The 23665-nt window shown below is 64.3% G+C and carries 26 protein-coding genes and 1 other RNA gene; 10 read left to right on the top strand and 17 right to left on the bottom strand.

Annotated features, from left to right (window positions below; all coding sequences use genetic code 11):
- Positions 1-7: 7 nt before the first annotated feature.
- Positions 8-604: a ribosome maturation factor RimP gene (gene rimP / locus AC07Y0_RS18795; protein ID WP_498680280.1), complete on the bottom strand. Its 597-nt coding sequence runs from the start codon at positions 602-604 to the stop codon at positions 8-10.
- Positions 605-862: 258 nt separating this feature from the next.
- Here rimP and AC07Y0_RS18790 point away from each other — a divergent pair, with 258 nt between their 5' ends.
- Positions 863-2491, top strand: coding sequence for an MFS transporter (locus AC07Y0_RS18790; protein ID WP_498679220.1), 1629 nt, complete (start codon positions 863-865; stop codon positions 2489-2491).
- Between the two features lie 33 nt (positions 2492-2524).
- On the opposite strand, the gene AC07Y0_RS18785 is transcribed toward AC07Y0_RS18790, so the two are convergent.
- Both AC07Y0_RS18785 and recR read right to left on the bottom strand, forming a co-directional pair.
- Positions 2525-3823 carry a lytic murein transglycosylase gene (locus AC07Y0_RS18785; protein ID WP_498679219.1) on the bottom strand — a complete coding sequence of 433 codons (1299 nt, stop codon included), beginning with the start codon at positions 3821-3823 and terminating at the stop codon, positions 2525-2527.
- 28 nt (positions 3824-3851) lie between these two features.
- The gene (recR, locus tag AC07Y0_RS18780) at positions 3852-4457 is read right to left on the bottom strand and encodes a recombination mediator RecR (RefSeq protein WP_498679218.1); all 606 of its coding nucleotides are present in this window, start codon (positions 4455-4457) and stop codon (positions 3852-3854) included.
- A 57-nt stretch (positions 4458-4514) separates the two neighbouring features.
- On the opposite strand from recR, the gene AC07Y0_RS18775 reads away from it, so the two are divergent.
- Positions 4515-5126 carry an MOSC domain-containing protein gene (locus AC07Y0_RS18775; protein ID WP_498679217.1) on the top strand — a complete coding sequence of 204 codons (612 nt, stop codon included), beginning with the start codon at positions 4515-4517 and terminating at the stop codon, positions 5124-5126.
- A gap of 55 nt (positions 5127-5181) precedes the next feature.
- Here AC07Y0_RS18775 and AC07Y0_RS18770 read toward each other — a convergent pair whose 3' ends face one another.
- The 3 genes from AC07Y0_RS18770 to ffs form a co-directional block, all read right to left on the bottom strand.
- Complete coding sequence (locus tag AC07Y0_RS18770) at positions 5182-5505, bottom strand: YbaB/EbfC family nucleoid-associated protein (RefSeq protein ID WP_028737439.1); 324 nt, start codon at positions 5503-5505, stop codon at positions 5182-5184.
- A 40-nt stretch (positions 5506-5545) separates the two neighbouring features.
- Complete coding sequence (locus tag AC07Y0_RS18765; protein ID WP_498679216.1) at positions 5546-7420, bottom strand: DNA polymerase III subunit gamma/tau; 1875 nt, start codon at positions 7418-7420, stop codon at positions 5546-5548.
- Positions 7421-7499: 79 nt separating this feature from the next.
- Positions 7500-7596, bottom strand: an RNA gene (ffs, locus tag AC07Y0_RS18760) — signal recognition particle sRNA small type.
- 87 nt (positions 7597-7683) lie between these two features.
- Between ffs and AC07Y0_RS18755 the strand changes: the two genes are divergently transcribed.
- Both AC07Y0_RS18755 and nudC read left to right on the top strand, forming a co-directional pair.
- Entirely contained in the window at positions 7684-8094 is a 411-nt protein-coding gene (locus tag AC07Y0_RS18755) for an HIT family protein (protein ID WP_498679215.1), read from the top strand.
- Entirely contained in the window at positions 8091-9050 is a 960-nt protein-coding gene (gene nudC / locus AC07Y0_RS18750) for an NAD(+) diphosphatase (RefSeq protein ID WP_498679214.1), read from the top strand. The genes AC07Y0_RS18755 and nudC overlap by 4 nt, the downstream gene beginning before the upstream one ends.
- Positions 9051-9061: 11 nt before the next feature.
- Here nudC and AC07Y0_RS18745 read toward each other — a convergent pair whose 3' ends face one another.
- A complete protein-coding gene (locus tag AC07Y0_RS18745; RefSeq protein WP_498679213.1) occupies positions 9062-9922 on the bottom strand; it encodes a prephenate dehydratase in 861 nt (286 codons plus the stop codon).
- A gap of 14 nt (positions 9923-9936) precedes the next feature.
- Entirely contained in the window at positions 9937-10692 is a 756-nt protein-coding gene (locus tag AC07Y0_RS18740; RefSeq protein WP_498680279.1) for a 3-deoxy-manno-octulosonate cytidylyltransferase, read from the bottom strand.
- Positions 10693-10845: 153 nt separating this feature from the next.
- Between AC07Y0_RS18740 and AC07Y0_RS18735 the strand changes: the two genes are divergently transcribed.
- A complete protein-coding gene (locus AC07Y0_RS18735) occupies positions 10846-11550 on the top strand; it encodes a c-type cytochrome (protein WP_498679212.1) in 705 nt (234 codons plus the stop codon).
- 78 nt (positions 11551-11628) lie between these two features.
- Here the strand turns inward: AC07Y0_RS18735 and AC07Y0_RS18730 are convergent, their stop codons facing one another.
- A complete protein-coding gene (locus tag AC07Y0_RS18730; protein WP_498679211.1) occupies positions 11629-12573 on the bottom strand; it encodes an AEC family transporter in 945 nt (314 codons plus the stop codon).
- Between the two features lie 406 nt (positions 12574-12979).
- Between AC07Y0_RS18730 and AC07Y0_RS18725 the strand changes: the two genes are divergently transcribed.
- Positions 12980-13972: an adenosine kinase gene (locus AC07Y0_RS18725; RefSeq protein WP_498679210.1), complete on the top strand. Its 993-nt coding sequence runs from the start codon at positions 12980-12982 to the stop codon at positions 13970-13972.
- Here the strand turns inward: AC07Y0_RS18725 and AC07Y0_RS18720 are convergent.
- Complete coding sequence (locus AC07Y0_RS18720) at positions 13965-14501, bottom strand: SH3 domain-containing protein (protein ID WP_454748481.1); 537 nt, start codon at positions 14499-14501, stop codon at positions 13965-13967. The genes AC07Y0_RS18725 and AC07Y0_RS18720 overlap by 8 nt on opposite strands.
- Before the next feature lie 197 nt (positions 14502-14698).
- On the opposite strand from AC07Y0_RS18720, the gene AC07Y0_RS18715 reads away from it, so the two are divergent.
- Positions 14699-15703, top strand: coding sequence for a 2-hydroxyacid dehydrogenase (locus tag AC07Y0_RS18715; protein WP_028737430.1), 1005 nt, complete (start codon positions 14699-14701; stop codon positions 15701-15703).
- Between the two features lie 10 nt (positions 15704-15713).
- Here AC07Y0_RS18715 and AC07Y0_RS18710 read toward each other — a convergent pair whose 3' ends face one another.
- The 3 genes from AC07Y0_RS18710 to recF are packed head-to-tail and all read right to left on the bottom strand — an operon-like array spanning position 15714 to position 18117.
- Positions 15714-16184, bottom strand: a complete 471-nt coding sequence (locus AC07Y0_RS18710) for a GNAT family N-acetyltransferase (RefSeq protein WP_498680278.1) — start codon at positions 16182-16184, stop codon at positions 15714-15716.
- Between the two features lie 2 nt (positions 16185-16186).
- Positions 16187-16954, bottom strand: a complete 768-nt coding sequence (locus tag AC07Y0_RS18705) for a molybdopterin-synthase adenylyltransferase MoeB (RefSeq protein ID WP_498679209.1) — start codon at positions 16952-16954, stop codon at positions 16187-16189.
- Between the two features lie 41 nt (positions 16955-16995).
- Complete coding sequence (gene recF / locus AC07Y0_RS18700; protein WP_498679208.1) at positions 16996-18117, bottom strand: DNA replication/repair protein RecF; 1122 nt, start codon at positions 18115-18117, stop codon at positions 16996-16998.
- A 178-nt stretch (positions 18118-18295) separates the two neighbouring features.
- Here recF and AC07Y0_RS18695 point away from each other — a divergent pair, with 178 nt between their 5' ends.
- Together AC07Y0_RS18695 and AC07Y0_RS18690 are read left to right on the top strand one after the other, a co-directional pair.
- Positions 18296-18583 carry a hypothetical protein gene (locus AC07Y0_RS18695; RefSeq protein ID WP_498679207.1) on the top strand — a complete coding sequence of 96 codons (288 nt, stop codon included), beginning with the start codon at positions 18296-18298 and terminating at the stop codon, positions 18581-18583.
- Between the two features lie 83 nt (positions 18584-18666).
- Positions 18667-18876, top strand: a complete 210-nt coding sequence (locus AC07Y0_RS18690) for a SlyX family protein (protein WP_498679206.1) — start codon at positions 18667-18669, stop codon at positions 18874-18876.
- Positions 18877-18880: 4 nt separating this feature from the next.
- On the opposite strand, the gene AC07Y0_RS18685 is transcribed toward AC07Y0_RS18690, so the two are convergent.
- On the bottom strand, positions 18881-19510 hold the full coding sequence (locus AC07Y0_RS18685) for a TetR/AcrR family transcriptional regulator (protein ID WP_498679205.1): 630 nt from the start codon (positions 19508-19510) through the stop codon (positions 18881-18883).
- Between the two features lie 73 nt (positions 19511-19583).
- Here AC07Y0_RS18685 and AC07Y0_RS18680 point away from each other — a divergent pair, with 73 nt between their 5' ends.
- Positions 19584-19838, top strand: a complete 255-nt coding sequence (locus tag AC07Y0_RS18680) for a putative antibiotic biosynthesis monooxygenase (protein ID WP_498679204.1) — start codon at positions 19584-19586, stop codon at positions 19836-19838.
- A gap of 75 nt (positions 19839-19913) precedes the next feature.
- Here AC07Y0_RS18680 and dnaJ read toward each other — a convergent pair whose 3' ends face one another.
- From dnaJ to dnaK, 3 genes are read right to left on the bottom strand one after another with little or no spacing between them, the layout of a single operon-like run.
- Entirely contained in the window at positions 19914-21062 is a 1149-nt protein-coding gene (dnaJ, locus tag AC07Y0_RS18675) for a molecular chaperone DnaJ (RefSeq protein ID WP_454748488.1), read from the bottom strand.
- Between the two features lie 4 nt (positions 21063-21066).
- On the bottom strand, positions 21067-21540 hold the full coding sequence (locus AC07Y0_RS18670; RefSeq protein ID WP_454748489.1) for a hypothetical protein: 474 nt from the start codon (positions 21538-21540) through the stop codon (positions 21067-21069).
- Positions 21540-23453, bottom strand: a complete 1914-nt coding sequence (gene dnaK, locus AC07Y0_RS18665; protein WP_498679203.1) for a molecular chaperone DnaK — start codon at positions 23451-23453, stop codon at positions 21540-21542. Before dnaK ends, AC07Y0_RS18670 begins: the two co-directional genes overlap by 1 nt.
- Between the last annotated feature and the right edge of the window lie 212 nt (positions 23454-23665).

Raw genomic sequence — 23665 nt, 5'->3', positions numbered from 1 at the left:
TCAAACGTTATGCTTCGTCGCTGTCTTCGTCATTCTGGTTGGCGGCTTGCGCCTTGGCCAGCTTGTCGGCGCGCAGGGCGTCGCGAATGAGATCGTCGGTCAGGATCAGCTTCGCTTCGCTGAGCGCGTTGAACGGGATCTTGACCCGCGGCTCCTCGCCATAGGCGACCTGGTCGCGCTCGAGCGTGAAGCCTTCGCTGTCGACCTCGGTGATCTTGCCGCGAAAGCGCTTGCGGTTGTCGATCAGGATCGAGGTCTCGCACTTGACGATATGGCCGTTCCAGCGCTGGAAATCCGATTTGCGCACCATCGGCCGATCGATGCCCGGCGACGAAACTTCGAGGTGATAGGCCTTGTCGACCGGGTCTTCGACATCGAGGACCGGAGAGATCGCCATGGAGACCTCCTCGCAATCCGTCACGGTCATCGTTCCGTCGTTGCGTTCTGCCATCACCTGCAGCGTCAGGCCGTTCTGGTTCATCAACCGCGCCCGAACCAGCTTGAATCCCAACGCAACCAGAACCGGCTCGATAATCTCGGCGATGCGCCGGTCGAGACCCGTCTCGATGATGATACGCGCTTCGCCGTCCTGCGGCGTGGGCATGCTGTCAGACAATCGTAATACTCCCGGATGGACCCGATCGCCAACAAAAAAGAGCGGGTCCTTGCGGCCCCACCCTTCATCTGTCGATCAAGAATATGGGCGCTGTATACGCCTCGTCGGGCGCGATTGCAAGCTTTTCACGCTTCTCGGCCTGCTTATGCCTTCTGGCCATCCGATGTTAGTTCACGCGCAAGCTCATTGCTGCCACTGTATCGCGCAGAGTACCAGAGACGTGACCGCAGAAAAAGGTATGCCTGAATGCCCGAGCGCAGATCCTTCCTGTCCCCATTGAAGCATCCGGTCTATCGCAGCATATGGAGCGCCAGTATCGCCTCCAATCTCGGTGGGCTGATCCAGGGCGTCGGCGCGGCGTGGATGATGGCCTCGATCTCGCAGTCGGAGAATATGGTCGCGCTCGTCCAGGCTTCGACCACCCTGCCGCTGATGCTGTTCTCGCTGCTCTCGGGCGCCATCGCCGACAATTACGACCGCCGCCGCGTCATGCTGACGGCCCAGGTCTTCATGTTCTGCGTATCTGCGCTGCTGGCGCTTTTCGCCTATCTTGATCTCATCACGCCGTGGCTGCTGTTGCTCTTTACCTTCCTGCTCGGCAGCGGCACGGCCCTCAACAATCCGTCCTGGCAAGCATCGGTCGGCGACCTGGTGCCGCGCGAGGATCTCGCCGGCGCGGTCTCGCTGAACAGCGTCGGCTTCAACATCACCCGCAGTGTCGGCCCGGCGATCGGCGGCATGATCGTCGCCGGTGCCGGTGCGGCCGCTGCCTTCGCCGCCAATACGGTCAGCTATTTCACCCTGATCTTCGCCCTGTCCCGCTGGCAGCCGGACCTGCCGCAGCAGACGCTTCCGCGCGAGGCGCTCGGCCAGGCGATCGGCGCCGGGCTGCGCTATGTCGCCATGTCGCCGAACATCGGCAAGGTGCTGTTTCGCGGCTTTGTGTTCGGCCTGACCGCGAGCGCCGTGCTGGCGCTATTGCCGGTCGTCGTGCGCGATCTGGTTGGCGGCGGAGCTCTGACATACGGTGTGATGCTCGGCGCCTTCGGCGCAGGCGCAATCGCCGGGGCGCTGGCAAACTCCAGGCTGCGCGAAGTCCTGTCGAGCGAGGACATCGTGCGCTGCGCCTTCGCCGGTTTTGCGCTGAGCGCGACGATCATCGGCATCAGCCCCTATGCGGTCGTGACGAGCCTGGCCCTTCTGGTCGCCGGGGCCTGCTGGGTGCTGGCGCTGTCGCTCTTCAATACGGTCGTGCAACTGTCCACGCCGCGCTGGGTGGTGGGCCGCGCCCTGTCCCTCTACCAGACCGCCACCTTCGGCGGCATGGCGGGCGGCAGCTGGCTTTGGGGGCTGATGGCCGAGAGCCAGGGAGTCACCAATGCCTTTTTCGCCTCCAGCCTGTTGATGATCGTCGGCGTGGCGATCGGCCTTTGGCTGCCCATGCCGGCCTTCGCCTCCCTCGACCTCGATCCCCTGAACCGCTTCAACGAGCCGCCGCTGAAGCTGGACATCAGGCCGCGCAGCGGCCCGATCGTCGTCAACATCGACTATGAGATCGCCGACGAGGACCTTCAGGAATTCCTCGCGGTCATGGTCGAGCGCAGGCGCATCCGCATCCGCGACGGCGCGCGCAACTGGGCGCTGATGCGCGACCTGGAGAATCCGGACATCTGGACGGAAACCTATCACACGCCCACCTGGGTCGAATATGTCCGCCACAACCAGCGCCGCACCAAGGCGGACGCCGAGGCGACCGACCGGCTGCTCGCCCTGCACCGCGGAAAAGAGAAGCCGAGGGTGCACCGGATGATCGAGCGGCAGGCGATCCCGCCGGCCGGCGACATCTTCCACAAGACCCATATCGATCCCCACTGAACGTGAGGCCGTCGTGTTTTGGCAAGAAGCAGTCTAGCGCAGCTTGCCCTTCAGCGAGGCATCGGGAAAGCAGGTCGGCGCCAGCCCGTTCTTCTGCTGCCAGTCGCCGAGCGCGCGCCGGGTCTTGTAGCCGGGCAGGCCGTCGACATTGCCGACGTCGTAGCCCTTGGCGACCAGCGCCTTCTGCATGGCGAGCACATCCGAGCGCAGCATCTTGCCGACTTCGCCGAACGGCGCCTTGAACGCCCCGCCGCCATAGGCGATGCGGTCGGCGAGATTGCCGATGAAAAGGGCATAGAGGTCGGAATTGTTGTATTCCTTGAGCACGTAGAAGTTCGGGCTGACGAGGAATTCCGGTCCATGCGTGCCGGCCGGAACCAGCATCATCGTGGAGGCGGAAAGCTCCTTGGCCGGAAAGGCCTTGCCTGAGATGCGCTCTATGCCCTGTCCGGACCAGTCCGCCAGCGGTCTGGCCCTATCGGGACCTTCCTGCGCGCAGGAGACGCCGGCGGGAATGGAGACTTCGAAGCCCCAGCTGCGGCCGGCCTGCCAACCGCTCTTCTTCAGATAGTTGGCGATCGATGCGAGGCTGTCGGGGACCGAGTTCCAGATGTCGCGATGGCCGTCGCCGTCGAAGTCGACGGCATATTTCAGATAGCTGGTCGGCATGAATTGCGGCTGGCCGAGCGCGCCGGCCCAGGAGCCCTTCATCTGGCCCGCGCCGATATCGCCGCCCTCGATGATGTGCAGCGCCGAGATCAGTTCGCGGCGGAATAGATCCTTGCGGGTCGACATGAAGGCCTTGGTGGCCAGAACCTCGACGGCGGAATAGGGCAGCTTCGCACCGCCGAAGCCGGATTCCCGGCCCCAGATGGCGACGATGATCGAACCCGGAACGCCGTAGGCCGCCTCGACCTTCCGCAGCGTCGATGCATGGCGGTCGGCAAGGCTGCGGCCGGTCCCGGCCAGTCCCTGCAGCCGCTTCTCCGAGAAATAGGCGCCGGGCGAGGAAAACTCGGCCTGGCTCTGTTTCTGGTCCTTGGGCGGGGTGGTTCCCGGCGGTACCAGGTCCGGCAGGTCCCAGTTGAGCGTCAGGCCGGCGACGGCCTTGTCGAAGGCGGCGCGCGAGATGCCGGCACCCTTCGCCTCCGGCCACAGGTCGTTGGCAAGCCAGGCCTGGAACTGCTGTTCGACGGCGGCCTTGGACGGAGCGGCGAAGGTGGCAGGGACGCTCCACAGAAGGCAGGCCGACAGCGCCAACGCAAGCCTGCGGCGAATTCCCGTCTTTGGGATGGACTGCCCGACAGGGCGGAGGGGGCTAAGGCCGGTCATGACAGGTCTCCCGTCGTCGTGCAGAGAATCAGATGACTGTCCTGGCGCGCAAAGCGGCCGAAAGTGTGCCTTCGTCGAGATAATCCAGCTCGCCGCCGACGGGCACGCCATGCGCCAGCCGCGTGATCTTCACGTCCAGCCCGGCCAGGTGGTCGGTGATATAGTGTGCGGTGGTCTGCCCCTCGACGGTGGCGTTGACGGCGATGATGACCTCGCGGATCCCGCCCTTGGCGACGCGGTCGATCAGCCCCTTGATGTTGAGATCGTCCGGCCCAACGCCGTCCAATGGCGAGAGCGTTCCGCCGAGCACGTGATAGGCGGCGTTCATCGCGCCGGCCCGCTCCAGCGCCCACAGGTCGGACACGTCCTCGACGACGATGATCATCGACTGGTCGCGCCGCTCGTCGGTACAGACGGTGCAGGGATCGACGGTATCGACATTGCCGCAATGGGAGCAGATTTTCACCTTGTCGAAGGCGTCCCCCATGGCCTGCGCCAGGGGACCCATCAACTGGTCCTTCTTCTTGATCAGGTGCAGCGCGGCGCGGCGCGCCGAGCGGGGCCCGAGGCCCGGGACCTTTGCCAGCAACTGGATCAGTTTTTCGATTTCGGGACCGGTGACTCGCTTTGCCATTGGCCGCTTCTACCCCATATCCTCGTGGAACGGAATCGCCCAAAGGAGCGCTGCTGCATGAAAATCCTCGCCGTCTGCCGCGGCAGTGCCGAAACCCTGCCCGGCAAGAAATACAAGACCGGCATCAACAAGGTTCCGATCACCGGACCGGTCATGGTCGACGCCTACGGCATTGTCGGCGACGCGATCTGCAACGGCGACCATCATGGCGGCGAGGAGCAGGCGATCTATATCGAAGGTTCGGAGACGCTCGACTGGTGGGCGGAAGAGCTCGGCCATCCCCTGGAGCCCGGGGCCTTCGGGGAAAACCTGTTGATCTCAGGCATCGACAATCGCGGGATCGCCGTCGGCGATCGTTTCGTTGCCGCTGACGTGGTTCTGGAGGTGACCTCGACACGGATCCCCTGCGCCACCTTCGCGGCGAAGATGGGCGATCCGAAATTTCCCAGGCGCTACATGAAGGCCGGCCGCGCCGGCGCCTATGCGCGCGTCCTGGGGGGCGGCATGCTGGAGGCCGGACAGGCGGTCGAATACCGGCCCTTTACCGGGGACCGCATCACCATGCCCGACCTGATGGCGACCTACGGCCAGAAGCTTCACGGCACGGAGCGGGATCGCTATCTCGCCGCTCCCCTGCATGCCAAGCTCAGGGCGTTCCTGAGCGACTAGCGAAAACGGCCGCCAAAGGCGGCCGTCTTTGTCATTGTCGGATCAAGCCGAAACCTCAGAACGGCAGCTTCATGCCGGGCGGAATCGGCAGGCCGGCGGTCATTTCCTTGGTCTTCTCCGCCATCACCGCCTCGGCCTTGTCCTTGGCGTCCTTGTGGGCGGCGACGATCAGGTCCTCGAGGATTTCCACATCGTCTTCCTTGAAGAGCGACGGGTCGATCTTCAGGCCCTTGAGGTCGCCCTTGCCGGTCATGGTCACGGTCACCAGCCCGCCGCCGGACTTGCCTTCGACTTCGAGCGAGGCGATCTCCGCCTGCATCTTCTCCATCTTGGCCTGCATTTCCTTGACCTTGCCCATCATGCCCATGATGTCGCGCATCGTCGCTGTCTCCTTGGATCTCTGTGCTGAATCGGTTGCGTCAGAATTCGATGTCGTCGCCCGGCAGAATGTCGCCCTCGGAGGATTCCGCTGCGGCCGGCAGGCTCGGCGCGTCGTCCTCGACGACGGCCGTGCGGATGCGAACGTCGGTGATCTTGGCGCCCGGGAAACGCGAAAGGATCGCGGCCACATCCGGGTCCTGCCGGGCATCGACGAAACGCGCCTCGCGCGTCGAGGCATCCGCCTCGACCAGGGTCGGCTGTCCGGCCTCGCGGCTGAGGATGACCATCCAGCGGATCTCTGTCCATTCCTCCAGCCGCTTCTGCAGGTCGCTGACCAGCGACTTCGGCGCTTCCGCCGGCAGGTTGATTTCAAGCCGGCCCGGCTCGATGCGTACGAGGTGGACGAAATTGCGCAACAGGGCCCGCAGCTTCGGGTCGCGGTTCTTGGTGCAGAGTTCCGCAAGCTCTTCGAGCGAGTTGACGTGCACTTTCGGCTGCGGCTGCGCTTCGGCGGGCTTTGCCTCGGTGCGGCCCAAGGCGACCGGTGCATTCTCCGGCTGGGAAACACTGTGAAGCCGGGCGACCGGTTGGGCGGCCGAGGGCCGGGCCGAAGTCTCGACGGCCTGTTGCGAGACGACCGCCGTGCGATAGGCAGCGGACGCGCCGCCACCATTGCCGCCGCGCGGAGCGCTGCCGGCCTGCGCGCCTTCGCCGCCATTGCCAAGCTCGAGCAGCCGGCGCGCGGCGTCCTCGGGCGAGGGCAGGTGGGCGGCATGCGACAGGCGGATGATCACCATCTCGGCCGCCCCGGCGGGCCGCGAAGAGTTCTCCGCCTCGGGAATTCCCTTCAGAAGCATCTGCCACATCCGCGACAGGGTGGAAACCGATACGCTGTCGGCAAATTCCGCCCCGCGCACCCGCTCGACTTCGCTGAGCGAAGGGTCCTGGGAGGCGGACGGGATATATTTGAGCCGTGTCACGAGGTGGGTGAAGTCGGCGAGGTCGGTCAGTACGACGGTCGGATTGGCGCCCGCCTCGTACTGGCTGCCGAATTCGGCAAGGGCTGCCGCAACGTCGCCGCGCACGATATGGCCGAACAGGTCGACGATGCGGGCCCGGTCGGCAAGGCCGAGCATGCCGCGCACGGCGTCCGCCCGCACGATGCCGCCGCCATGGGCGATCGCCTGGTCCAGCAGCGACAGTCCGTCGCGCGCCGAGCCTTCTGCGGCCCGGGCGATCATGGCCAGCGCCTCCTCCTCGGCTTCGATGCCTTCCTTGGACGAAATCGTCGAGAACAGCCCGACCAGATCGCCGGCGCTGATGCGCCGCAGGTCGAAGCGCTGGCAACGCGACAGCACGGTGATCGGGACCTTGCGGATCTCCGTCGTGGCGAAGATGAACTTCACATGCTCGGGCGGTTCCTCGAGCGTCTTCAACAGGCCGTTGAAGGCCTGCGTCGACAGCATGTGCACTTCGTCGATGATGTAGACCTTGTAACGCGCCGAAACCGGGCGGTAGCGCACCTGCTCGATGATCTCGCGGATGTCGTCGATGCCGGTATGCGAGGCGGCGTCCATCTCGATCACGTCGACATGGCGGCCTTCCATGATCGCCTGGCAGTGCTCGCCGGGAATCTTGAGGTCGATCGTCGGCTTGTCGATCTCGGGCGTCTTGTAGTTCAGCGCGCGCGCCAGAATGCGGGCGGTCGTGGTCTTGCCCACGCCGCGGACCCCGGTCAGCATGTAGGCCTGCGCGATGCGTCCGGTCTCGAAGGCGTTGGTGAGGGTTCTCACCATCGGCTCCTGGCCGACCATCAGGTCGGTGAAATCCTTGGGGCGATATTTGCGGGCGAGAACCCGGTAGCCGGTGACGCTACCCTCGGAATTCGATGCTTTCGGCTCGAAATCGCTCATCGCCCTGCCAGCGTCTCTCGAAGACCCGATGCCCGGGCACGCACTGGCCAGCGTCGTGGCCGGCCAAATAAAACGGAAGGTGGGAGGCTGGCACGATGACCCGTGCCGCGCTCGTTAGGGCTGCTTCCTTCCGGACCTGACCCGGTTGGCGAGTGGCTCGTCCACCACCAACCTCCCGAGCCACATATCGGCAATTACGCGATCAAATGCAAGCCAAGCCCGCAAAAAACTGCTATGAAGGGAAAAAACGTCAGGAGGGACACTTGAGCAAATTCGTGCTGGACGAGCGGTTGGCGCGCGACAGTGGCCTCGTGGTCCATCTGGGCCTGTGCGAACTGCGCATGATGAACGACAGCCGGTGGCCCTGGCTCGTCCTGGTGCCCAAGCGTCCGGACATATCCGAAGTCTTCGACCTCACGCCGCTCGACCAGGCCGTGCTGACTTTCGAGCAGAACACCGTCGCCTCCGCCCTGAAAACCGTGACGGGCGCCACCAAGATCAATATCGCCGCGATCGGCAACATCGTCCGCCAGCTGCATGTCCATATCATCGCCCGCACCGAAGGCGATGCCAACTGGCCGGGTCCCGTCTGGGGCCATGGAATAGCCGTACCCTACGGCGAGGATGAACGCCGAACCCTCCAGCAGAAGATACTTGAAGCCATTCACTCATGAGAAAATCGATTTTCGACTTCAACGGCCCGCATCCCGAGCCAAGCGACCTGACCGCCTTTTCCCGCAATGCCCTGGCCCGCGACAGCGAGCACCGCGACGAGAACTCGCTTCAAAAAGCGCTCGCGGTGGAGGGAACCCACATCCTGGCCTTCTGCGATGCCAGGCTCGTGCTGAAGCACGACGGCGCCGTGCTCGATCCGCTCTTTGCACCGTATGAACTGGCGGAACTGGAACCCGACTTCGACAGTGCCGTGCTGCTCGGCTTCCAGCCGAGCGGCGAGCCGCGCATCGCCGTCCCGATCCAATGCCCGGCGGATGACCTTGCCGGCCAGTACAAGCCTGCGGATGCCCGCGCCCTGTTCCGCGACAGGCTGGTCGGCGAGGATTTGTTGGGGGAGGCGGCCCAGGCGCTGAGCCTTCTCCGCTGGAACGCCGACAACCGTTTCTGCGGTCGCTGCGGATCGGCGATGGAGAGCCGCATCGGCGGCTACAAGCGCGTCTGCTCCGGCTGCGGCCACGAGATCTTTCCGCGCACCGATCCGGTGGCGATCATGTTGGCGATCGACGAGAAGCGCGACCGCTGCCTGCTTGGCCGCAACCACCGTTTCCCCGACGGCATGTATTCCTCTCTCGCCGGTTTCGTCGAACCGGGCGAGACGATCGAGAATGCCGTGCGCCGCGAGACACGCGAGGAATCCGGCATCGAGATCGGCCGTGTGCGCTATCACGCATCGCAGCCCTGGCCGATGCCGCATCAGTTGATGATCGGCTGCTTTGCCGAGGCGATCTCGTTCGACATTCAAGCCGACGAGGCCGAGCTTGCCGATTGCCGCTGGTTCAGCCGCGACGAGACGGCGGAACTGATCGAACGGGGGCCGGTCAATGGCCGCAGCCTGCCGATCGAGGGGACGATCGCCCGGCGGCTGATCGTCGATTGGCTCGAATGGAAGCGCTGAGGCCCTGAGCCTCAGCCGCCGAGTTTGCCGCGCATCGGATGTCCCTTGTAGACGCCGAGGATGCGAACCTTTTCCGAGAAGAACCGCAGTTCCTCCAGTGCGCGTCGCACCGGCGCGTCCTCTGGATGGCCCTCGATGTCGGCGTAGAACTGGGTGGCCACGAACTTGCCGCCGATCTGGTAGCTCTCCAGCTTCGTCATGTTGATGCCGTTCGTGGCGAAGCCGCCCATCGCTTTGTAGAGCGCCGCCGGGATATTGCGGACGTTGAAGACGAAGGTGGTGACGAACAACTCGTCCGGGCTGGTGCGCTGGGCGATCGACTCCTCGCGCGACAGAACGACGAAACGCGTCACGTTGTTTTCGGTGTCCTCGACGTTTTCCGCGACGATGTCGAGGCCGTAGAGATCCGCCGCGAGGCGCGGCGCGAGCGCCGCCATCGTCCGGTCGCCGCGTTCGGCCACGAGCTTGGCGGCACCCGCCGTATCGCCGGCCACCACCGGCTTCCAGCCGTTGGCCCGCATGATCTTGCGGCACTGGCCGAGCGCATGGATGTGGCTGTGAACCGTGCGGATCTCGTCGATCGACACCCCCGGCAGCACCATCAGCTGGAAACGGATCGGCATGAAATACTCGCCGATGATGTGCAGCCGCGATTCCGGAAGCAGGTAGTGAATGTCGGCGACGCGTCCGGCGATGGTGTTCTCGATCGGGATCATGGCCAGGTCCGCCTCGCCGTTCTCCACCGCGACGAAGGCATCCTCGAAGGTCGGGCAGGGGAGCGGCTCCATCTGCGGGAACATGTCGCGGCAGGCCATGTCGGAATTCGCGCCGAACTCGCCCTGGAAGGCGATCCTGTTGGTTCTGGTCGTCATCGGATTTCCGTTCTTCACTTGGCCTGGAGGCTGAGGATCTGTCGTGCTTTATCGAGGTCGGCGGGGGTGTCGACCCCGAGCGGGATGGAATTGACGATCTCGACGTCGATGCGCATTCCGGCCTCGAGAGCGCGCAGCTGTTCCAGCGATTCCCGCTTTTCCAGGGGTGATGGCTGAAGGGCGACGAAGCGATCGAGGGCGGCACGGCGGTAGGCGTAAAGGCCGATGTGGTGGTAGAGCGGCCCCTTGCCGTGCGGTGCGGTCGCGCGGGTAAAATAGAGTGCCCGCAGCCGTGTGTCCGACAGGGGTGATCCGACGACCTTGACGACGTTCGGATTGGTCTTTTCTTCCTCGTCGGTGATCTCGACGGTCAGCGTCGCGATGTCGACCGCGGGATTTTCGAGCGGTCTCAACGCGGCGCGGATGGTTTCCGCCTCGATCGTCGGCAGGTCGCCCTGGACATTGATCACGGTCTCGACCACGCCGTTCGGGTCGGCCTTGGTCAAGGCCTCGTGGATGCGGTCCGAACCGGACTGGTGATCGACGCGCGTCATCACCACTTCGAAACCGGCGGCCGCCACCGCGTCGTAGACCCGCTGGTCGTCGACGGCGACAATGATTCGCCCGACATTCGCTTCGCGCGCCCGCATGGCGACCTGCACGATCATCGGCAGGCCGCAGATGTCGGCGAGCGGCTTTCCGGGCAGGCGGGTCGATGCCATTCGCGCCGGGATCAGCACGAGGGTCTTGCCCAATTCCTCATCGTTCATCATTAGCCCCTTCAAATCACGCCGGAAAAGTGTCAAAAAGTCCCGATTTGGGGATCACAATCGTGTTGCAACTGTCAAGCAAAAGACATAGGTTCCGCGCGATTTCAAGATCGTCCGGTTACTGATCCGCCGGCTGCATGGGAGCGTTTGCAGATGAACTCATATGTGAACATGGGCGTTGGTGCTCTACTTGGCACCGTTTTCGTCCTGATGACCGTATCCATCACGTCGGAAAGCATTTTCCATTCGGCGGTTCCGGAGAAGGAAGGTTACGCCATCGTCGCCGAGGCCGCGTCCGAAGGTGAAGCCGGCGCCGGTGCTGCAGCCGCCACGGAAACGCCGATTGCCACGCTCCTGGCAAGCGCCGACGCCGCTGCTGGCGAAGCCGTCTTCAAGAAGTGCACGAGCTGTCACACCGGGGACAAGGGCGGCGCCAACAAGGTTGGCCCGAACTTGTTCGGTGTCGTGGAACGTCCGATCGCATCGCATGAAGGCTTCGGCTATTCGGCTCCGATGAAGGACTTCTCGCAGGGCGGTTCCGTTACCTGGACCTTCGACAACCTCAACCACTTCCTCACCGCTCCGAAGAAGTTCATCGCCGGTACCGCCATGGGCTTCGCCGGCCTGAAGAAGGAAGAGGAACGCGCCAACCTGATCGCCTATCTGCGCTCGCTGGCCGATACGCCGGTTGCGCTTCCGGCTGCTGACGCCGCCGCCGCGCCTGCCGAGGCAGCTCCCGCGGCCGAGGCGGCTCCGGCCGCCGAAGCCGCACCTGCACCGGCCGCCGACGCGGCACCTGCAGATGCAGCCCCGGCTCCGGCAACCGATGCAGCTCCGGCTCCCGCCGCCAACAACTGATCCGACGGCTGATCAATTCCAGTTCATGAAAACGCCCGGCTCTGCCGGGCATTTTTCGTTTGGGGCTATGCTTGCCGGTTACTGCAGGATCCAGGCCCAGAGCGTGACGCTGAGCACGCCGACGGCGGTGCTGAGCGAGATCGCCGAGGCGGCGAGCCCGTGGCCGACGCCGAAGCGATTGGCGATCAGCCAGGCATTGATGCCGGTGGGGACGGAGGAGGTGAGCACAAGGGCCGCCGTCCAGTCTGCGCTCAATCCCAGAACGCGGCAGGCGAGCCAGACGCAGGCCGGCATCAGCAGCAGCTTGAGGGCTGAGATCACGGCCGCGATGCCGACATTCCCGTGGATGCCGTATTTGTTGAGCGCCATGCCGAGCGAGATCAGCGCGGCCGGTGCGGCCATCGAGGTGATCTGATCCACCACGCTTGCCAGCACGCCAGGGAGTGCAAGCCCGCTCATATGCAGGACAAGGCCCGCTGCAAGGCCGATGACCAGTGGATTGCGCATCAGATTGGCGCCCACCTGTCGTAGCACGTTCACCAGCCCCCGTGACTCGCCGCCATTGACCTTGTGCTCGGCGCGCTCCATCAGCACCGTCCCGATGACCATCATCAGCGGCAGGTGCACCGCAAGCAGGATCGACACGGCGACGATGCCGTCGCTGCCGACAGTACGTTCGACCAGCGGCAGGCCGATGAAGATGTTGTTGGCGAAGGCTGAGGACACCCCCGCCAGCACCCCGACCCGAGCATCTCGCCCAAAGATCCTCGTCGCCAGGATGTGTCCGACCGCCCAGGTGATCGCGACGCCGGAGAAATAGGCGATCCACAGCCGGAACGGCGACGCGCCGTGGAAGTCCGCCTGTGAGATCGTCCGGAAAAGCAGGACCGGAACCGCGACCTTGAACACGAATTCGCCCAATCCGTCGCCGATATCGGCATTCAGGATCCCGGTTTTGACCAGCCCCCAGCCGAACAGAATGAGGATGAAGATCGGAAAGACGTCCTGTGCAATGGCATACATCGGCGGAATGGCTCTCGGGAGGAGGAGAAGGCGAGCTCCCAAGGCTTATCGCGATGCGCCGGAATCGGCCAGAGCGGATTGATCATTGTCAGTACGCCAGCCGAAAAACGAAAAAAGCGGGGCCGCCCCCGCTTTCGCTGCCCGACGCGGGGTCGGGACCCGAAGCCGCATCGCCAGTACATCCGTGGTCGATGCGAGTTCTGATCGAGGACGGATCATGTCCTCCGCACGGATGGCGAGGCGCTGGAAGCGCTCCATGCCATCGTCACTTGAGGTCTGTGTAATCGGCCTGCGTGACAAACGAATGACGTCTACGCATTTCCTCCTAGGTCAGCGCTTTTTCCTTTTCTGCCGGCGAAAAACGGCTATGACCGGAAAAACCCAAACTATCGGAGATCCGGGATTTATGAGCAGGTTCGATGTTCTCACCGTCGGTAACGCCATCGTCGACATCATCTCGCGTTGCGAGGATGCCTTCCTCGTCGACAACGGCATCACCAAGGGCGCGATGAACCTGATCGATGCCGAACGCGCCGAGACGCTTTACGCCCTGATGGGTCCGGCGGTGGAAGCTTCCGGCGGCAGCGCCGGCAATACGGCCGCCGGCATCGCCAGCCTCGGCGGTAAGGCCGCCTATTTCGGCAAGGTGGCCGAGGACCAGCTCGGCAAGATCTTCGCCCACGACATCCGCGCCCAGGGCGTGCACTATGAGACCAGACCGGAAGGCACTTTCCCGCCGACAGCCCGCAGCATGATCTTCGTTACCGAGGACGGCGAGCGCTCGATGAACACCTATCTCGGTGCCTGCGTCGAGTTCGGCCCGGAGGACGTCGAGCCCGAGGTCGTCGCGCAGTCGAAGGTCACCTATTTCGAAGGCTATCTCTGGGATCCGCCGCGGGCCAAGCGGGCGATCCTCGACTGCGCCCGCATCGCCCACGAGAACGGCCGGGAAATGTCGATGACCCTGTCCGACAGCTTCTGCGTCGGCCGCTACCGCGACGAATTCCTCGATCTCATGCGCTCCGGCACGATAGACATCGTCTTTTCCAACAAACAGGAAGCGCTCTCCCTCTACGAGACCGAGGATTTCGATCTCGCGCTTACCAAGATGGCTGGCGACTGCAAGCTCGCCGCCGTGACGATGAGCGAGGAGGGGGCCGTGATCCTCAAGGGCGGGGAACGCATCCGCGTCGAAGCAACCGTCATCGGCCAGCTGGTCGACACGACGGGCGCCGGCGACCTGTTCGCTGCGGGCTTCCTCTATGGCTATACCCAGGGCCGCTCGCTCTACGACTGCGGCCGGATCGGCTGTCTCGCAGCCGGCATCGTCATCCAGCAGATCGGCCCGCGGCCGCTCGGTTCGCTGTCCAAGGCGGCAAGTGAGGCCGGGCTTATTTGAAGGCCTCGCCCGGATAGGCGCCCCAGATTTCGCTCTGCGCCACCCATCCGTTGACGCCGCCCGCTTCGGCCAGACACCAGTTGCCGGTGCACTCCTCTAGCCGCATGACCACGCCGGGCTCGAGCTTGGCGACGACGCTCGCCGTCGACTGCGAATCGGACCTGAGGTTCACATAGACGTCGTTGCCGCGCATCCACGGCGCGGCGACCGCGGTGCGCTCGCCGGACAACAGGGTCTGGCTCACCCACCCCTCCGTGCCGTCAGCGTCACGGATGCGCCGCCAGTTCTCGTATTCCTGGATGATCTCCACCGGCAGCCCGGATTTCAGGTAGAGCCAGGAGACGGCATAGTCGGTGCTCGGTCCGATCCTGAGATTGACCCGCTTGGCCTTCAGGCTGACGAAGCGCGGCAGCGGCAGACCGCTCGATCCCTTGGACACGCCCTGGGCCTCTGCTGCCGGCCCGCCCATTGCGCATAGCCCGAGGGCGATCCACGAAACGAGAGAGGCACGAAGCACGATGTGACGCATGGCGGTTCCGATCGCTCAAAGATTTCAAGGGTTTCTGCGCCATTCCGCCAATCGGTCCGCCGGTCTCGCCATAAAACGGGCGCCAACCTGCGAGGTTTTGTTTGTCTTCGCTGACGGGTTTGGTAGAAAATGCCCTGAACGGGGAAATTATCCCCCGTCTTGGTTAACGACCTCTGAACAAGGCATCGATTCTTCCCATGACGAACAGGAAAAGACCCAAGGTCTATATCACCCGGAAATTGCCGGACGCCGTGGAGACCCGCATGCGCGAACTGTTCGAGGCGGAGCTCAACATCGATGACAAGCCGCGCACCCAACCCGAACTCGTTGCTGCGATGAAAACGGCCGACGTTCTGGTGCCGACGGTGACGGACCGCATCGACGCGGCGCTGATCGAGCAGGCGGGACCCCAGCTGAAGCTGATCGCCAGCTTCTCCAACGGCATCGACCATATCGATGTCGACGCCGCGGCGAAGAAGGGCATCACGGTCACCAATACGCCCAACGTGCTGACCGAAGACACCGCCGACATGACCATGGCGCTCATTCTCGCCGTGCCGCGCCGCCTGGTCGAGGGCGCGCGCATCTTGATGGACAAGCCCGGCGAATGGACCGGCTGGTCGCCGACCTGGATGCTCGGTCGGCGCATCTGGGGCAAGCGGATCGGCATCATCGGCATGGGCCGCATCGGCACGGCCGTCGCCCGCCGCGCCAAGGCCTTCGGCCTGTCGATCCACTACCACAACCGCAAGCGCGTCAATCCGGCGACCGAGGACGAACTGGAGGCGACCTATTGGGACAGCCTCGACCAGATGCTCGCCCGCGTCGACATTGTCTCGGTCAACTGCCCGTCGACGCCGGCCACCTTCCATCTCCTGTCGGCGCGGCGTCTGGCGCTGATGCAGCCGAACAGCTACATCGTCAACACGGCGCGCGGCGACATCATCGACGAGGACGCCCTGATCCAGTGCCTGCGCGAAGGCCGGATCGCCGGTGCCGGGCTCGACGTGTTCGAGAAGGAGCCCGCGGTCAATCCCAAGCTGATCAAGCTCGCCAATGAGGGCAAGGTCGTGCTCCTGCCGCATACCGGTTCGGCCACCATCGAGGGCCGCATCGACATGGGCGACAAGGTGATCATCAACATCCGCACCTATTTCGACGGCCATCGTCCGCCGAACCGCGTGCTGCCGAGCCGGACCTGAGCAAGGTCGGTCAGGCGAGCGGCTTGCGCATCTCGATCGAGGTGGTTCGGTCATAACCGGCATGGCGGTTTTCCGCCGTCTTGCGAAAACCCCAAGCGGCAAAGAGCCGGTGGTTCTCGGTCAGTTCGACACGGGTCTCGAGCCGGAGACTGGAAAGCCCGAGTTCACGGGCCGTCGCTTCGGCGCGCGCCAGCAGCAAACGGCCTACGCCCTGACCTTGCGTTGCGGGATGGACGGCAAGCTTGCCGATATAGAGTGAGCTCTCCTCGGGCTTCAGGAAGACGCAGCCGACAATTCGTCCCTTGTCGATCGCGGCAAACGCGATCTCCTGTGCGGCCTTCTGCCGGAGCGTGGCCGGCGTCAGACGATGGGCGGAGGAGGGCGGGTCGATCCGCTCGTCCATGTACGCGAAGGCGGCCAGGATCACATCCAGCAGTTCCTCGTAGCGGTCGAAGCCCGCATCGATGCGCGGGACCTCGATCGTCATGACGAAGGCGAAGCCTTGCGCCGGCGGTAGCGGATCGTGTCGAACCGCGCCGAAAGAGCATCGTAGAGAAGCAGGCGGCCGACAAGGGGTTCGCCGACCCCGGTGATCAGCTTGATCGCCTCCATCGCCATCAGCGTGCCGATCACGCCGGTGAGAGCACCGACGATGCCGGCCTCGGCGCAGGCAGGCATCAGCCCGGCGGGCGGTGGCTCCGGAAAGAGGTCGCGATAGCGCGGATTGGGCTCTCCCTGCGCGTTGTCTTCATAGGGCTTCAAGACGGTCAGCGAGCCGTCGAACCGGCCGACGGCGCCCGTCACCAGCGGGACCTGCCGCGCTTCGGCGGCATCGGCCGCCGCATAGCGCGTGTCGAAATTGTCGGAACCGTCGATCAGCAGGTCGAAGCCGCGAAGATGGGAGGCGGCGAACGCTGTGTCGAAACGCTCCTCGAACCGCTTCACCCGGACATGCGGGTTGAGGCGGGCGATCGCGCGGGCAGCACTTTCCGTCTTCTCTTCGCCGATCGTGCCGCTGTCGTGGATCACCTGGCGCTGCAGGTTGGAGAGCGACACGCGATCGTCGTCGGCAATGCCGATCGTGCCGACGCCGGCGGCGGCGAGGTACATCAGGGTGGGCGCCCCAAGTCCCCCGGCACCGATCACCATGACGCGGGCGGCCTTCAGTTTCTGCTGGCCCTGCCCGCCGATCTCGGGGAGCAGGATATGCCGGTGATAGCGGGATATTTCGTCGGGGCTGAGCGGATCCATGGAGGCAATGATCGCACGGTTGGAGCGGTCGGGAAAGACCGTCAGGTGGAGAGCACGCTGTCGCGCACGGTGACGAACTGGGCACGCTCGCCGAGCGCCGAGAACATCGACCGGTCGGTGCCGGTCATGAAGGCCTGACCGCCGAGCGCATCGATCCGGTTGAACAGCGCGGCGCGCCGGCCCTCGTCGAAATGGGCGGCGATCTCGTCGAGCAGCAGGATGGGCGCATGCCCGGTCATGGTGGCGACGAGACTTGCATGGGCGAGCACCAGGCCGACGAGCAGGGCCTTCTGCTCGCCGGTCGAGCAACGCTCGGCCTCGATGTCCTTGTCGGCATGGCGAACCAGGAGATCGGCGCGGTGCGGCCCTTCCAGCGTCCGGCCGGCGGCCGCATCGCGATAGCGGCCACTGGCAAGCGCCGCGAGATATCGGTCCTCGATCTCGATGGCCGGCGCATCGCCTTCCTCGTCGAGAAAGCCGCTGAGGGCCAGTTGCGCCGAAGGGAAGCTCGAATCGTCCTGTCGGGCGGTCAGGCCGGCGAGCAGGCCGAGCATTTCGCGGCGCGCCAGCATCATCGCCACGCCGAGGCCGGCCATCTGCCGCTCGATGCCGGTCAGCCAGGCCGGATCGAACCGACCTTCCGACAAGAGCTTGTTGCGGCTGCGCATGGCGCGCTCGAAGTCGCTGGCGCGGCGTCCATGCGCCGGATCGAGCGACAGCACAAGCCGGTCGAGGAAGCGGCGGCGATCGGAGGCAGAGCCGGTGAAGAGGCCGTCCATGGCCGGCGTCAGCCAGAGAATGCGCAAATGGTCGGTGAGTTCGTCGACCGACTTGGCGGACGTGCCGTTGATCCGCAGGCGGCGGACCACGGCCTCGCCTTCGCCCTCCGAGCCCGTGCCGATCTCGACCTCGCCCTCCATCCCGTCGATCTCGGCAAAGACCGAGAAGCCGCCCGGCGCGCCAACGCGCGCCACGTCGGCCAGAACGGCCCGGCGTAGGCCCCGGCCCGGAGACAGGAAGGACACGGCCTCCATGAGATTGGTCTTGCCCGCGCCGTTCTCGCCCGTCAGCACGACGTGCCGCCCGTCGAGCGTCAATGCTGCGGTCGCGTAGTTGCGGAAATCCGTGAGCTTCAGCCGGTGGATCGAGGTCTTGTGCGTCATGGTGGTCCGGGTTCGGTGCATTCCTGAGCTAGGCTGAAAGGCCGCAGATGGCAAGGCGCGCTTGGGGTTTTCCCGGGCGAGCGCGGAACTGCCGGCGGACCCGGACGTTGCGACGCATGGACCGGCGCCCGGCGCGGGTGTATCTGGTCGTTCACGATGCGAATGCAGGGGTGCGCACATGAACTCCGATCGAGACGAACTGACGCCGGAAGAAGCCCGACGCGATCACTGGGAAATGCTGCGTTTCCTCGCGGTCAATGCGCTGTTCGGCATCGGCCTCGGCCTTGCCGTCGCTGCCACGCTGATCTGGCTCGATATCGGCGGGCTGGGTAGCCATCTTGCGCGCAGCCGTAATCCCTATCTGCCCGCGGCGATGATCGCCATCCCGCTGGCGCTCACGTTTGGCGCGGCCGTGGCGGCGTCTGCCATCATGCTGATGCCCTACAAGAAGAAGAAGCAGCGCTAGAAAGTGACAGAGCCGTTTCGTCGCCATTGACCGGGCGGCGGACATCCGCCAGAACCGCCTCGATCGAACAACGGGAGCAGATCATGACCGACCAGGAAGACCGTTTGCTGCGGCTCGAAGAGACGGTGGCACATCAGGCCCGTGTGATCGAGGAACTTTCCGACCAGCTCACCGAGCAGTGGAAGGTGGTCGAGCAGACGCGCGCCAAGCTCGATCGGCTGACTGAGCGTTTCCTGTCGCTGGAGGAACAGTCGCTGGAAGCGCCCGCCATCACCCGGCCGCCGCACTACTGAACGCCTATTTTCGAACGGCTACCCCGTCCACGACCGCCGAGACGATCTGCTCGATCTCCTCTTGGCTCACGTCCAGCCGGCTCGTCAGCAGCCGGTTCCAGGCAAAGCTCGAGAACAGCTCGATCAACAGTGCCGGATCGATATCCGCCCGAACTTCTCCACGCGCCTGTCCGCGCTGCAGGATAACCCCGCTCTGCCGGCATCTGGACATGGCATAGGCCTGCAGTGCCTGCAGCGCGGCGGGATCGTTCTGCGCCTCGGCGATGATCGAGCGGAAGATCGCCCCCCCGCCGTCGCGCCAGAAACCGAGGAGGCCGGCGAGGAACAGCGAGAGGTCCTTCCGGATATCCCCGGTGTCGGGATGGGGCACCCCGTCCTTCTGGCGATGATAGACATCCAGTAGCAGCGCGGCCTTGGACGGCCACCAGCGGTAGATGGTCGGCTTTCCGGCCTTGGCACGCCGGGCGACCGCCTCGATCGAAAAGGCGGGCAGGCCGCCTTCCAACAGAATGTCCTGCGCGGCCTTGAGGATGGCCTCCTCGCTTGCCGGGTTGCGCTGCGAGCCGATCGAGGTACGACGGTTCTCTGCCTTTTTCTCTACGATGACGCTGCCCTCCGCTTTTTTCATCGCCATAGCATGATTTCCTATTGAACGAAACGATCCGTTTCTATATAGAACGAAACGTACCGTTCTTATGGAGAAAATCATGCCCGATGCTTCCGCCCCCCGCCCCGTCCCCTCCAAGCTCCGGCTGTCGATGCTGATGCTCGCCGCCATCTACCCCTTTGTTACCGCAATCCTCTACGTGCTGATGCCGCTGACCGACGGCTGGCCGCTCTGGGAGCGCACGGCCATCCTGGCGCCCGTCATGGTGTTCAGCATCGTCTATGGGATCGCGCCGACCATTCAGCGCCGCTTTGCCTGGTTCATCCTTCGCCAGCCGCGTCCTGTCGCCGCCTGAGCCGAGAACGCAAAAAAGAAGCGAGCCGGAGAGGCCTCCGGCTCGCTCAATGTCCCTGGTATGCGACTGATCCGCTCAGTCGCTCAGCGTATCGAAGAAGTCCTTCATCCGGGCAAAGAAACCGGTCGATTCCGGGTTGTTTTCCTTCGACGAAAGCTGCTCGAACTCCTGCAGCAGCTCGCGCTGCCGCTTGGTGAGCTTCTGCGGCGTCTCGATCTGGATCTGGATGTAGAGATCGCCCGTCTGCGTCGAACGCAGGACCGGCATGCCCTTGCCCTTCAGGCGGAACTGCTTTCCGGGCTGGGTACCGTCCGGAACCGTCACGCGCGACTTGGCGCCGTCGAGCGTCACCACGTCGAAGGTCCCGCCAAGAGCCGCCGTCGTCATGGAGATCGGCACGGTGCAGTAGAGGTCCGCCCCGTCACGCTGGAAGAACTCGTGCGGCTTGACCGACAGGAAGATGTAGAGATCACCCGCCGGGCCGCCGCGCAGTCCGGCCTCGCCCTCTCCCTGAAGGCGGATACGGGTGCCGTCCTCGATGCCGGCCGGAATGTTGACCGAAAGTGAGCGCTCTTCGGTAACCCGGCCCTGGCCGTGGCACTTGCCGCAGGGGTCCGAGATCGTCTGGCCGCGACCGTGGCAGGTCGGGCAGGTCCGTTCGATCGAGAAGAAGCCCTGGGCGGCGCGGATGCGCCCCGTCCCCTGGCAAGTGGCGCAGGTGGTCGGCTTGGTGCCCGGCTTGGCGCCGGTCCCGGTGCAGACCTCGCAGGTGATCGAGGTCGGAACCCGGATCTGCGCGGTCTTGCCGGTGAAGGCTTCCTCGAGCGAGATTTCCATGTTGTAGCGCAGGTCGGCACCGCGTTCGCGACCACCGGTCGAACGCGCACGGCCTCCGCGGCCGCCGCCCATCATCTCGCCGAAGATGTCTTCGAAGATGTCGGAGAACCCGCCGCCGGCAAACCCGCCGCCGCCCGGATGGAAGCCGCCGCCACCGCCCTGTTCGAAGGCGGCATGGCCAAAACGGTCATAGGCCGCGCGCTTCTGCGGGTCCTTGAGCGTCTCATAGGCCTCGTTGATTTCCTTGAACTTCTTTTCGGCTTCCGCGTCGCCCGGGTTCTTGTCCGGGTGAAGTTTCATCGCCAGTTTGCGAAAGGCGCTTTTCAGCTCCTTTTCGTCGGCGGTCTTGGCGACCCCGAGGGTCTCGTAGAAATCTGCTTTTGCCATGGTCCTACAAAGCTCTCAAAGCTTTCTCCACGCTCGTGTGGCTGCCAGTCTTCTTGCCTGCCTGCTTTTCGCAGGCGGCCATGTCCTTCTGGAAGTCAGACGCCGCGGCGCGTGCATCTTCGATCAGCAGCTGGCGAGGCTCGCCTTTGTTGGCCAGTCCGTCCGCCGCCGAGACGGCGAGAAAGGCCAGCGAATGGGCCGCCATGTCGCAGGACGTCACGGTGCCGCCATCCTCGCGGCGCTTCAGCGCTGCCTCGATGATCCGGCCCAGTTCCGTGCCTGTCTTGGATAGCTGGCGGCTGTTGCCCGCACCGATCGCCTTGACGATGGTGACCTCGGCGGCGCTCACCTTGCGAAAGACCGCTTCCAGTTGACCATTGTCCTGCGCCGAAACGGCGCTCGCGCCAAGGGCCAATGAAAATGCGGCTGGCCCGAAGGCCAGCCTCTTGAAGGTGATACGTCGCTGCGGCCGCTGCATTAGGCCGACTTCTTCGCGTCGTCGTCCTTGACTTCCTCGTAATCGGCATCGACGACGTCGTCGTCCTTGCCGCCTTCCGAGGCACCAGCGCCCTCTTCGGCCTGCTGCGCTTCATAGATCGCCTGGCCGAGCTTCATGGAAACTTCCATGAGGGTCTGCGTCTTGGCCTGGATGTCCTCGGCGTTCGGCTCGGAGACGTCCATCGCGCCCTTCAGAGCGGCGATTGCGTCTTCGATGGCCTTGCGGTCGGTCTCCGAAACCTTGTCGCCATACTCCTTGAGAGACTTTTCCGTCGAATGGACGAGGCTCTCGGCATGGTTCTTGGCTTCGACCGCGGCGCGCCGCTTCTTGTCTTCCTCGGCATGCGCCTCGGCATCCTTGACCATCTTCTCGATGTCGGCGTCAGACAGACCACCGGAAGCCTGGATGCGAATCTGCTGCTCCTTGCCGGTACCCTTGTCCTTGGCCGAGACCTGGACGATGCCGTTGGCGTCGATGTCGAAGGTCACTTCGATCTGCGGGACGCCGCGGGGAGCCGGCGGCAGGCCGACGAGGTCGAACTGGCCGAGCAGCTTGTTGTCCTGCGCCATTTCGCGTTCGCCTTGGCTGACGCGGATGGTCACGGCATTCTGGTTGTCTTCGGCGGTCGAGAAGGTCTGGCTCTTCTTGGTCGGGATCGTCGTGTTGCGATCGATCAGACGGGTGAACACGCCACCGAGGGTCTCGATGCCGAGCGACAGCGGGGTCACGTCGAGCAGCAGGACGTCCTTGACGTCGCCCTGCAGAACGCCGGCCTGAATGGCGGCGCCCATGGCGACCACTTCATCCGGGTTGACGCCCTTGTGCGGTTCCTTGCCGAACAGCTGCTTGACGATTTCCTGTACCTTCGGCATGCGGCTCATGCCGCCGACCAGAACCACTTCCTCGATTTCCGAGGCGGTGAGGCCGGCATCCTTGAGGGCTGCCTTGCAAGGTGCCACGGTGCGCTGGACCAGGTCGTCGACCAGGCTTTCGAACTTGGCGCGCGTCAGCTTCATCGTCAGGTGCTTCGGACCGGAAGCGTCCGCCGTGATGAACGGTAGGTTGATTTCGGTCTGCTGCGAGGACGAGAGTTCGATCTTCGCCTTTTCCGCAGCTTCCTTGAGGCGCTGCAGGGCCAGCTTGTCGTTCTTCAGGTCGATACCGTTGTCCTTCTTGAACTCGGCTGCGAGATATTCGACGAGACGCATGTCGAAGTCTTCACCGCCGAGGAAGGTGTCGCCGTTGGTCGACTTCACTTCGAAGACGCCATCGCCGATTTCCAGGATCGAGATGTCGAAGGTACCGCCGCCAAGGTCGTAGACGGCGATGGTCTTGCCTTCCTTCTTGTCGAGACCGTAGGCAAGCGCTGCCGCCGTCGGCTCGTTGATGATGCGCAGGACTTCGAGGCCGGCGATGCGGCCTGCGTCCTTGGTGGCCTGACGCTGGGCGTCGTTGAAGTAGGCCGGAACGGTGATGACGGCCTTTTCGACCTTCTCGCCGAGATAGGCTTCCGCCGTTTCCTTCATCTTCTGAAGGATCATGGCCGAGATCTGGGCCGGAGAATAACCCTTGCCCTGGGCTTCGACCCAGGCGTCGCCGTTATCGCCCTTGATGATGTGGAACGGAACGAGGCCCTTGTCCTTCTCGACGGTCGGATCTTCGTAGCGGCGGCCGATGAGGCGCTTGACGGCGAAGAGGGTGTTGGTCGGGTTGGTGACCGCCTGGCGCTTGGCCGGCTGGCCGACGAGACGCTCGCCATCGTCGCTGAAGGCGACCATGGAAGGCGTGGTGCGTGCGCCTTCGGAATTCTCGATGACCTTCGCGTCCTTGCCGTCCATGACGGAAACGCAGGAGTTGGTCGTTCCAAGGTCGATACCGATTACTTTAGCCATGTCATTCTCTCCTTGAAGCAGGCCGTCGGAACCCCCGAAAGGCATTCCCCTGACGGCCCCTCGACGTGGATGGTCTGGGATCTCGCAGCCTTCGCTGCGGTTATGTCGCGTATATAAGAAGCGGTTTTTCTGACTGCAAGGCTGGAAACGGGGCGTAACCCTGTAAAAAGAACAGATTGGCGTCCATTTGCCGGCCTTTTTGCGGCCCGAAA

Source organism: Allorhizobium sp. GW101-3B10, assembly GCF_059424725.1.
Note: the sequence above shows the minus strand (reverse complement) of the source record. Positions and strands in the feature narration are given on the sequence as shown.

Bases quoted from the DNA above. Each gene is read 5' to 3' on its own strand.
- rimP (WP_498680280.1), bottom strand. From the start codon at position 604: ATGCCCACGCCGCAGGACGGCGAAGCGCGTATCATCATCGAGACGGGT.
- AC07Y0_RS18790 (WP_498679220.1), top strand. From the start codon at position 863: ATGCCCGAGCGCAGATCCTTCCTGTCCCCATTGAAGCATCCGGTCTAT.
- AC07Y0_RS18785 (WP_498679219.1), bottom strand. From the start codon at position 3,823: ATGACCGGCCTTAGCCCCCTCCGCCCTGTCGGGCAGTCCATCCCAAAG.
- recR (WP_498679218.1), bottom strand. From the start codon at position 4,457: ATGGCAAAGCGAGTCACCGGTCCCGAAATCGAAAAACTGATCCAGTTG.
- AC07Y0_RS18775 (WP_498679217.1), top strand. From the start codon at position 4,515: ATGAAAATCCTCGCCGTCTGCCGCGGCAGTGCCGAAACCCTGCCCGGC.
- AC07Y0_RS18770 (WP_028737439.1), bottom strand. From the start codon at position 5,505: ATGCGCGACATCATGGGCATGATGGGCAAGGTCAAGGAAATGCAGGCC.
- AC07Y0_RS18765 (WP_498679216.1), bottom strand. From the start codon at position 7,420: ATGAGCGATTTCGAGCCGAAAGCATCGAATTCCGAGGGTAGCGTCACC.
- nudC (WP_498679214.1), top strand. From the start codon at position 8,091: ATGAGAAAATCGATTTTCGACTTCAACGGCCCGCATCCCGAGCCAAGC.
- AC07Y0_RS18745 (WP_498679213.1), bottom strand. From the start codon at position 9,922: ATGACGACCAGAACCAACAGGATCGCCTTCCAGGGCGAGTTCGGCGCG.
- AC07Y0_RS18740 (WP_498680279.1), bottom strand. From the start codon at position 10,692: ATGAACGATGAGGAATTGGGCAAGACCCTCGTGCTGATCCCGGCGCGA.
- AC07Y0_RS18735 (WP_498679212.1), top strand. From the start codon at position 10,846: ATGAACTCATATGTGAACATGGGCGTTGGTGCTCTACTTGGCACCGTT.
- AC07Y0_RS18730 (WP_498679211.1), bottom strand. From the start codon at position 12,573: ATGTATGCCATTGCACAGGACGTCTTTCCGATCTTCATCCTCATTCTG.
- AC07Y0_RS18725 (WP_498679210.1), top strand. From the start codon at position 12,980: ATGAGCAGGTTCGATGTTCTCACCGTCGGTAACGCCATCGTCGACATC.
- AC07Y0_RS18720 (WP_454748481.1), bottom strand. From the start codon at position 14,501: ATGCGTCACATCGTGCTTCGTGCCTCTCTCGTTTCGTGGATCGCCCTC.
- AC07Y0_RS18715 (WP_028737430.1), top strand. From the start codon at position 14,699: ATGACGAACAGGAAAAGACCCAAGGTCTATATCACCCGGAAATTGCCG.
- AC07Y0_RS18705 (WP_498679209.1), bottom strand. From the start codon at position 16,954: ATGGATCCGCTCAGCCCCGACGAAATATCCCGCTATCACCGGCATATC.
- recF (WP_498679208.1), bottom strand. From the start codon at position 18,117: ATGACGCACAAGACCTCGATCCACCGGCTGAAGCTCACGGATTTCCGC.
- AC07Y0_RS18695 (WP_498679207.1), top strand. From the start codon at position 18,296: ATGAACTCCGATCGAGACGAACTGACGCCGGAAGAAGCCCGACGCGAT.
- AC07Y0_RS18690 (WP_498679206.1), top strand. From the start codon at position 18,667: ATGACCGACCAGGAAGACCGTTTGCTGCGGCTCGAAGAGACGGTGGCA.
- AC07Y0_RS18685 (WP_498679205.1), bottom strand. From the start codon at position 19,510: ATGGCGATGAAAAAAGCGGAGGGCAGCGTCATCGTAGAGAAAAAGGCA.
- AC07Y0_RS18680 (WP_498679204.1), top strand. From the start codon at position 19,584: ATGCCCGATGCTTCCGCCCCCCGCCCCGTCCCCTCCAAGCTCCGGCTG.
- dnaJ (WP_454748488.1), bottom strand. From the start codon at position 21,062: ATGGCAAAAGCAGATTTCTACGAGACCCTCGGGGTCGCCAAGACCGCC.
- AC07Y0_RS18670 (WP_454748489.1), bottom strand. From the start codon at position 21,540: ATGCAGCGGCCGCAGCGACGTATCACCTTCAAGAGGCTGGCCTTCGGG.
- dnaK (WP_498679203.1), bottom strand. From the start codon at position 23,453: ATGGCTAAAGTAATCGGTATCGACCTTGGAACGACCAACTCCTGCGTT.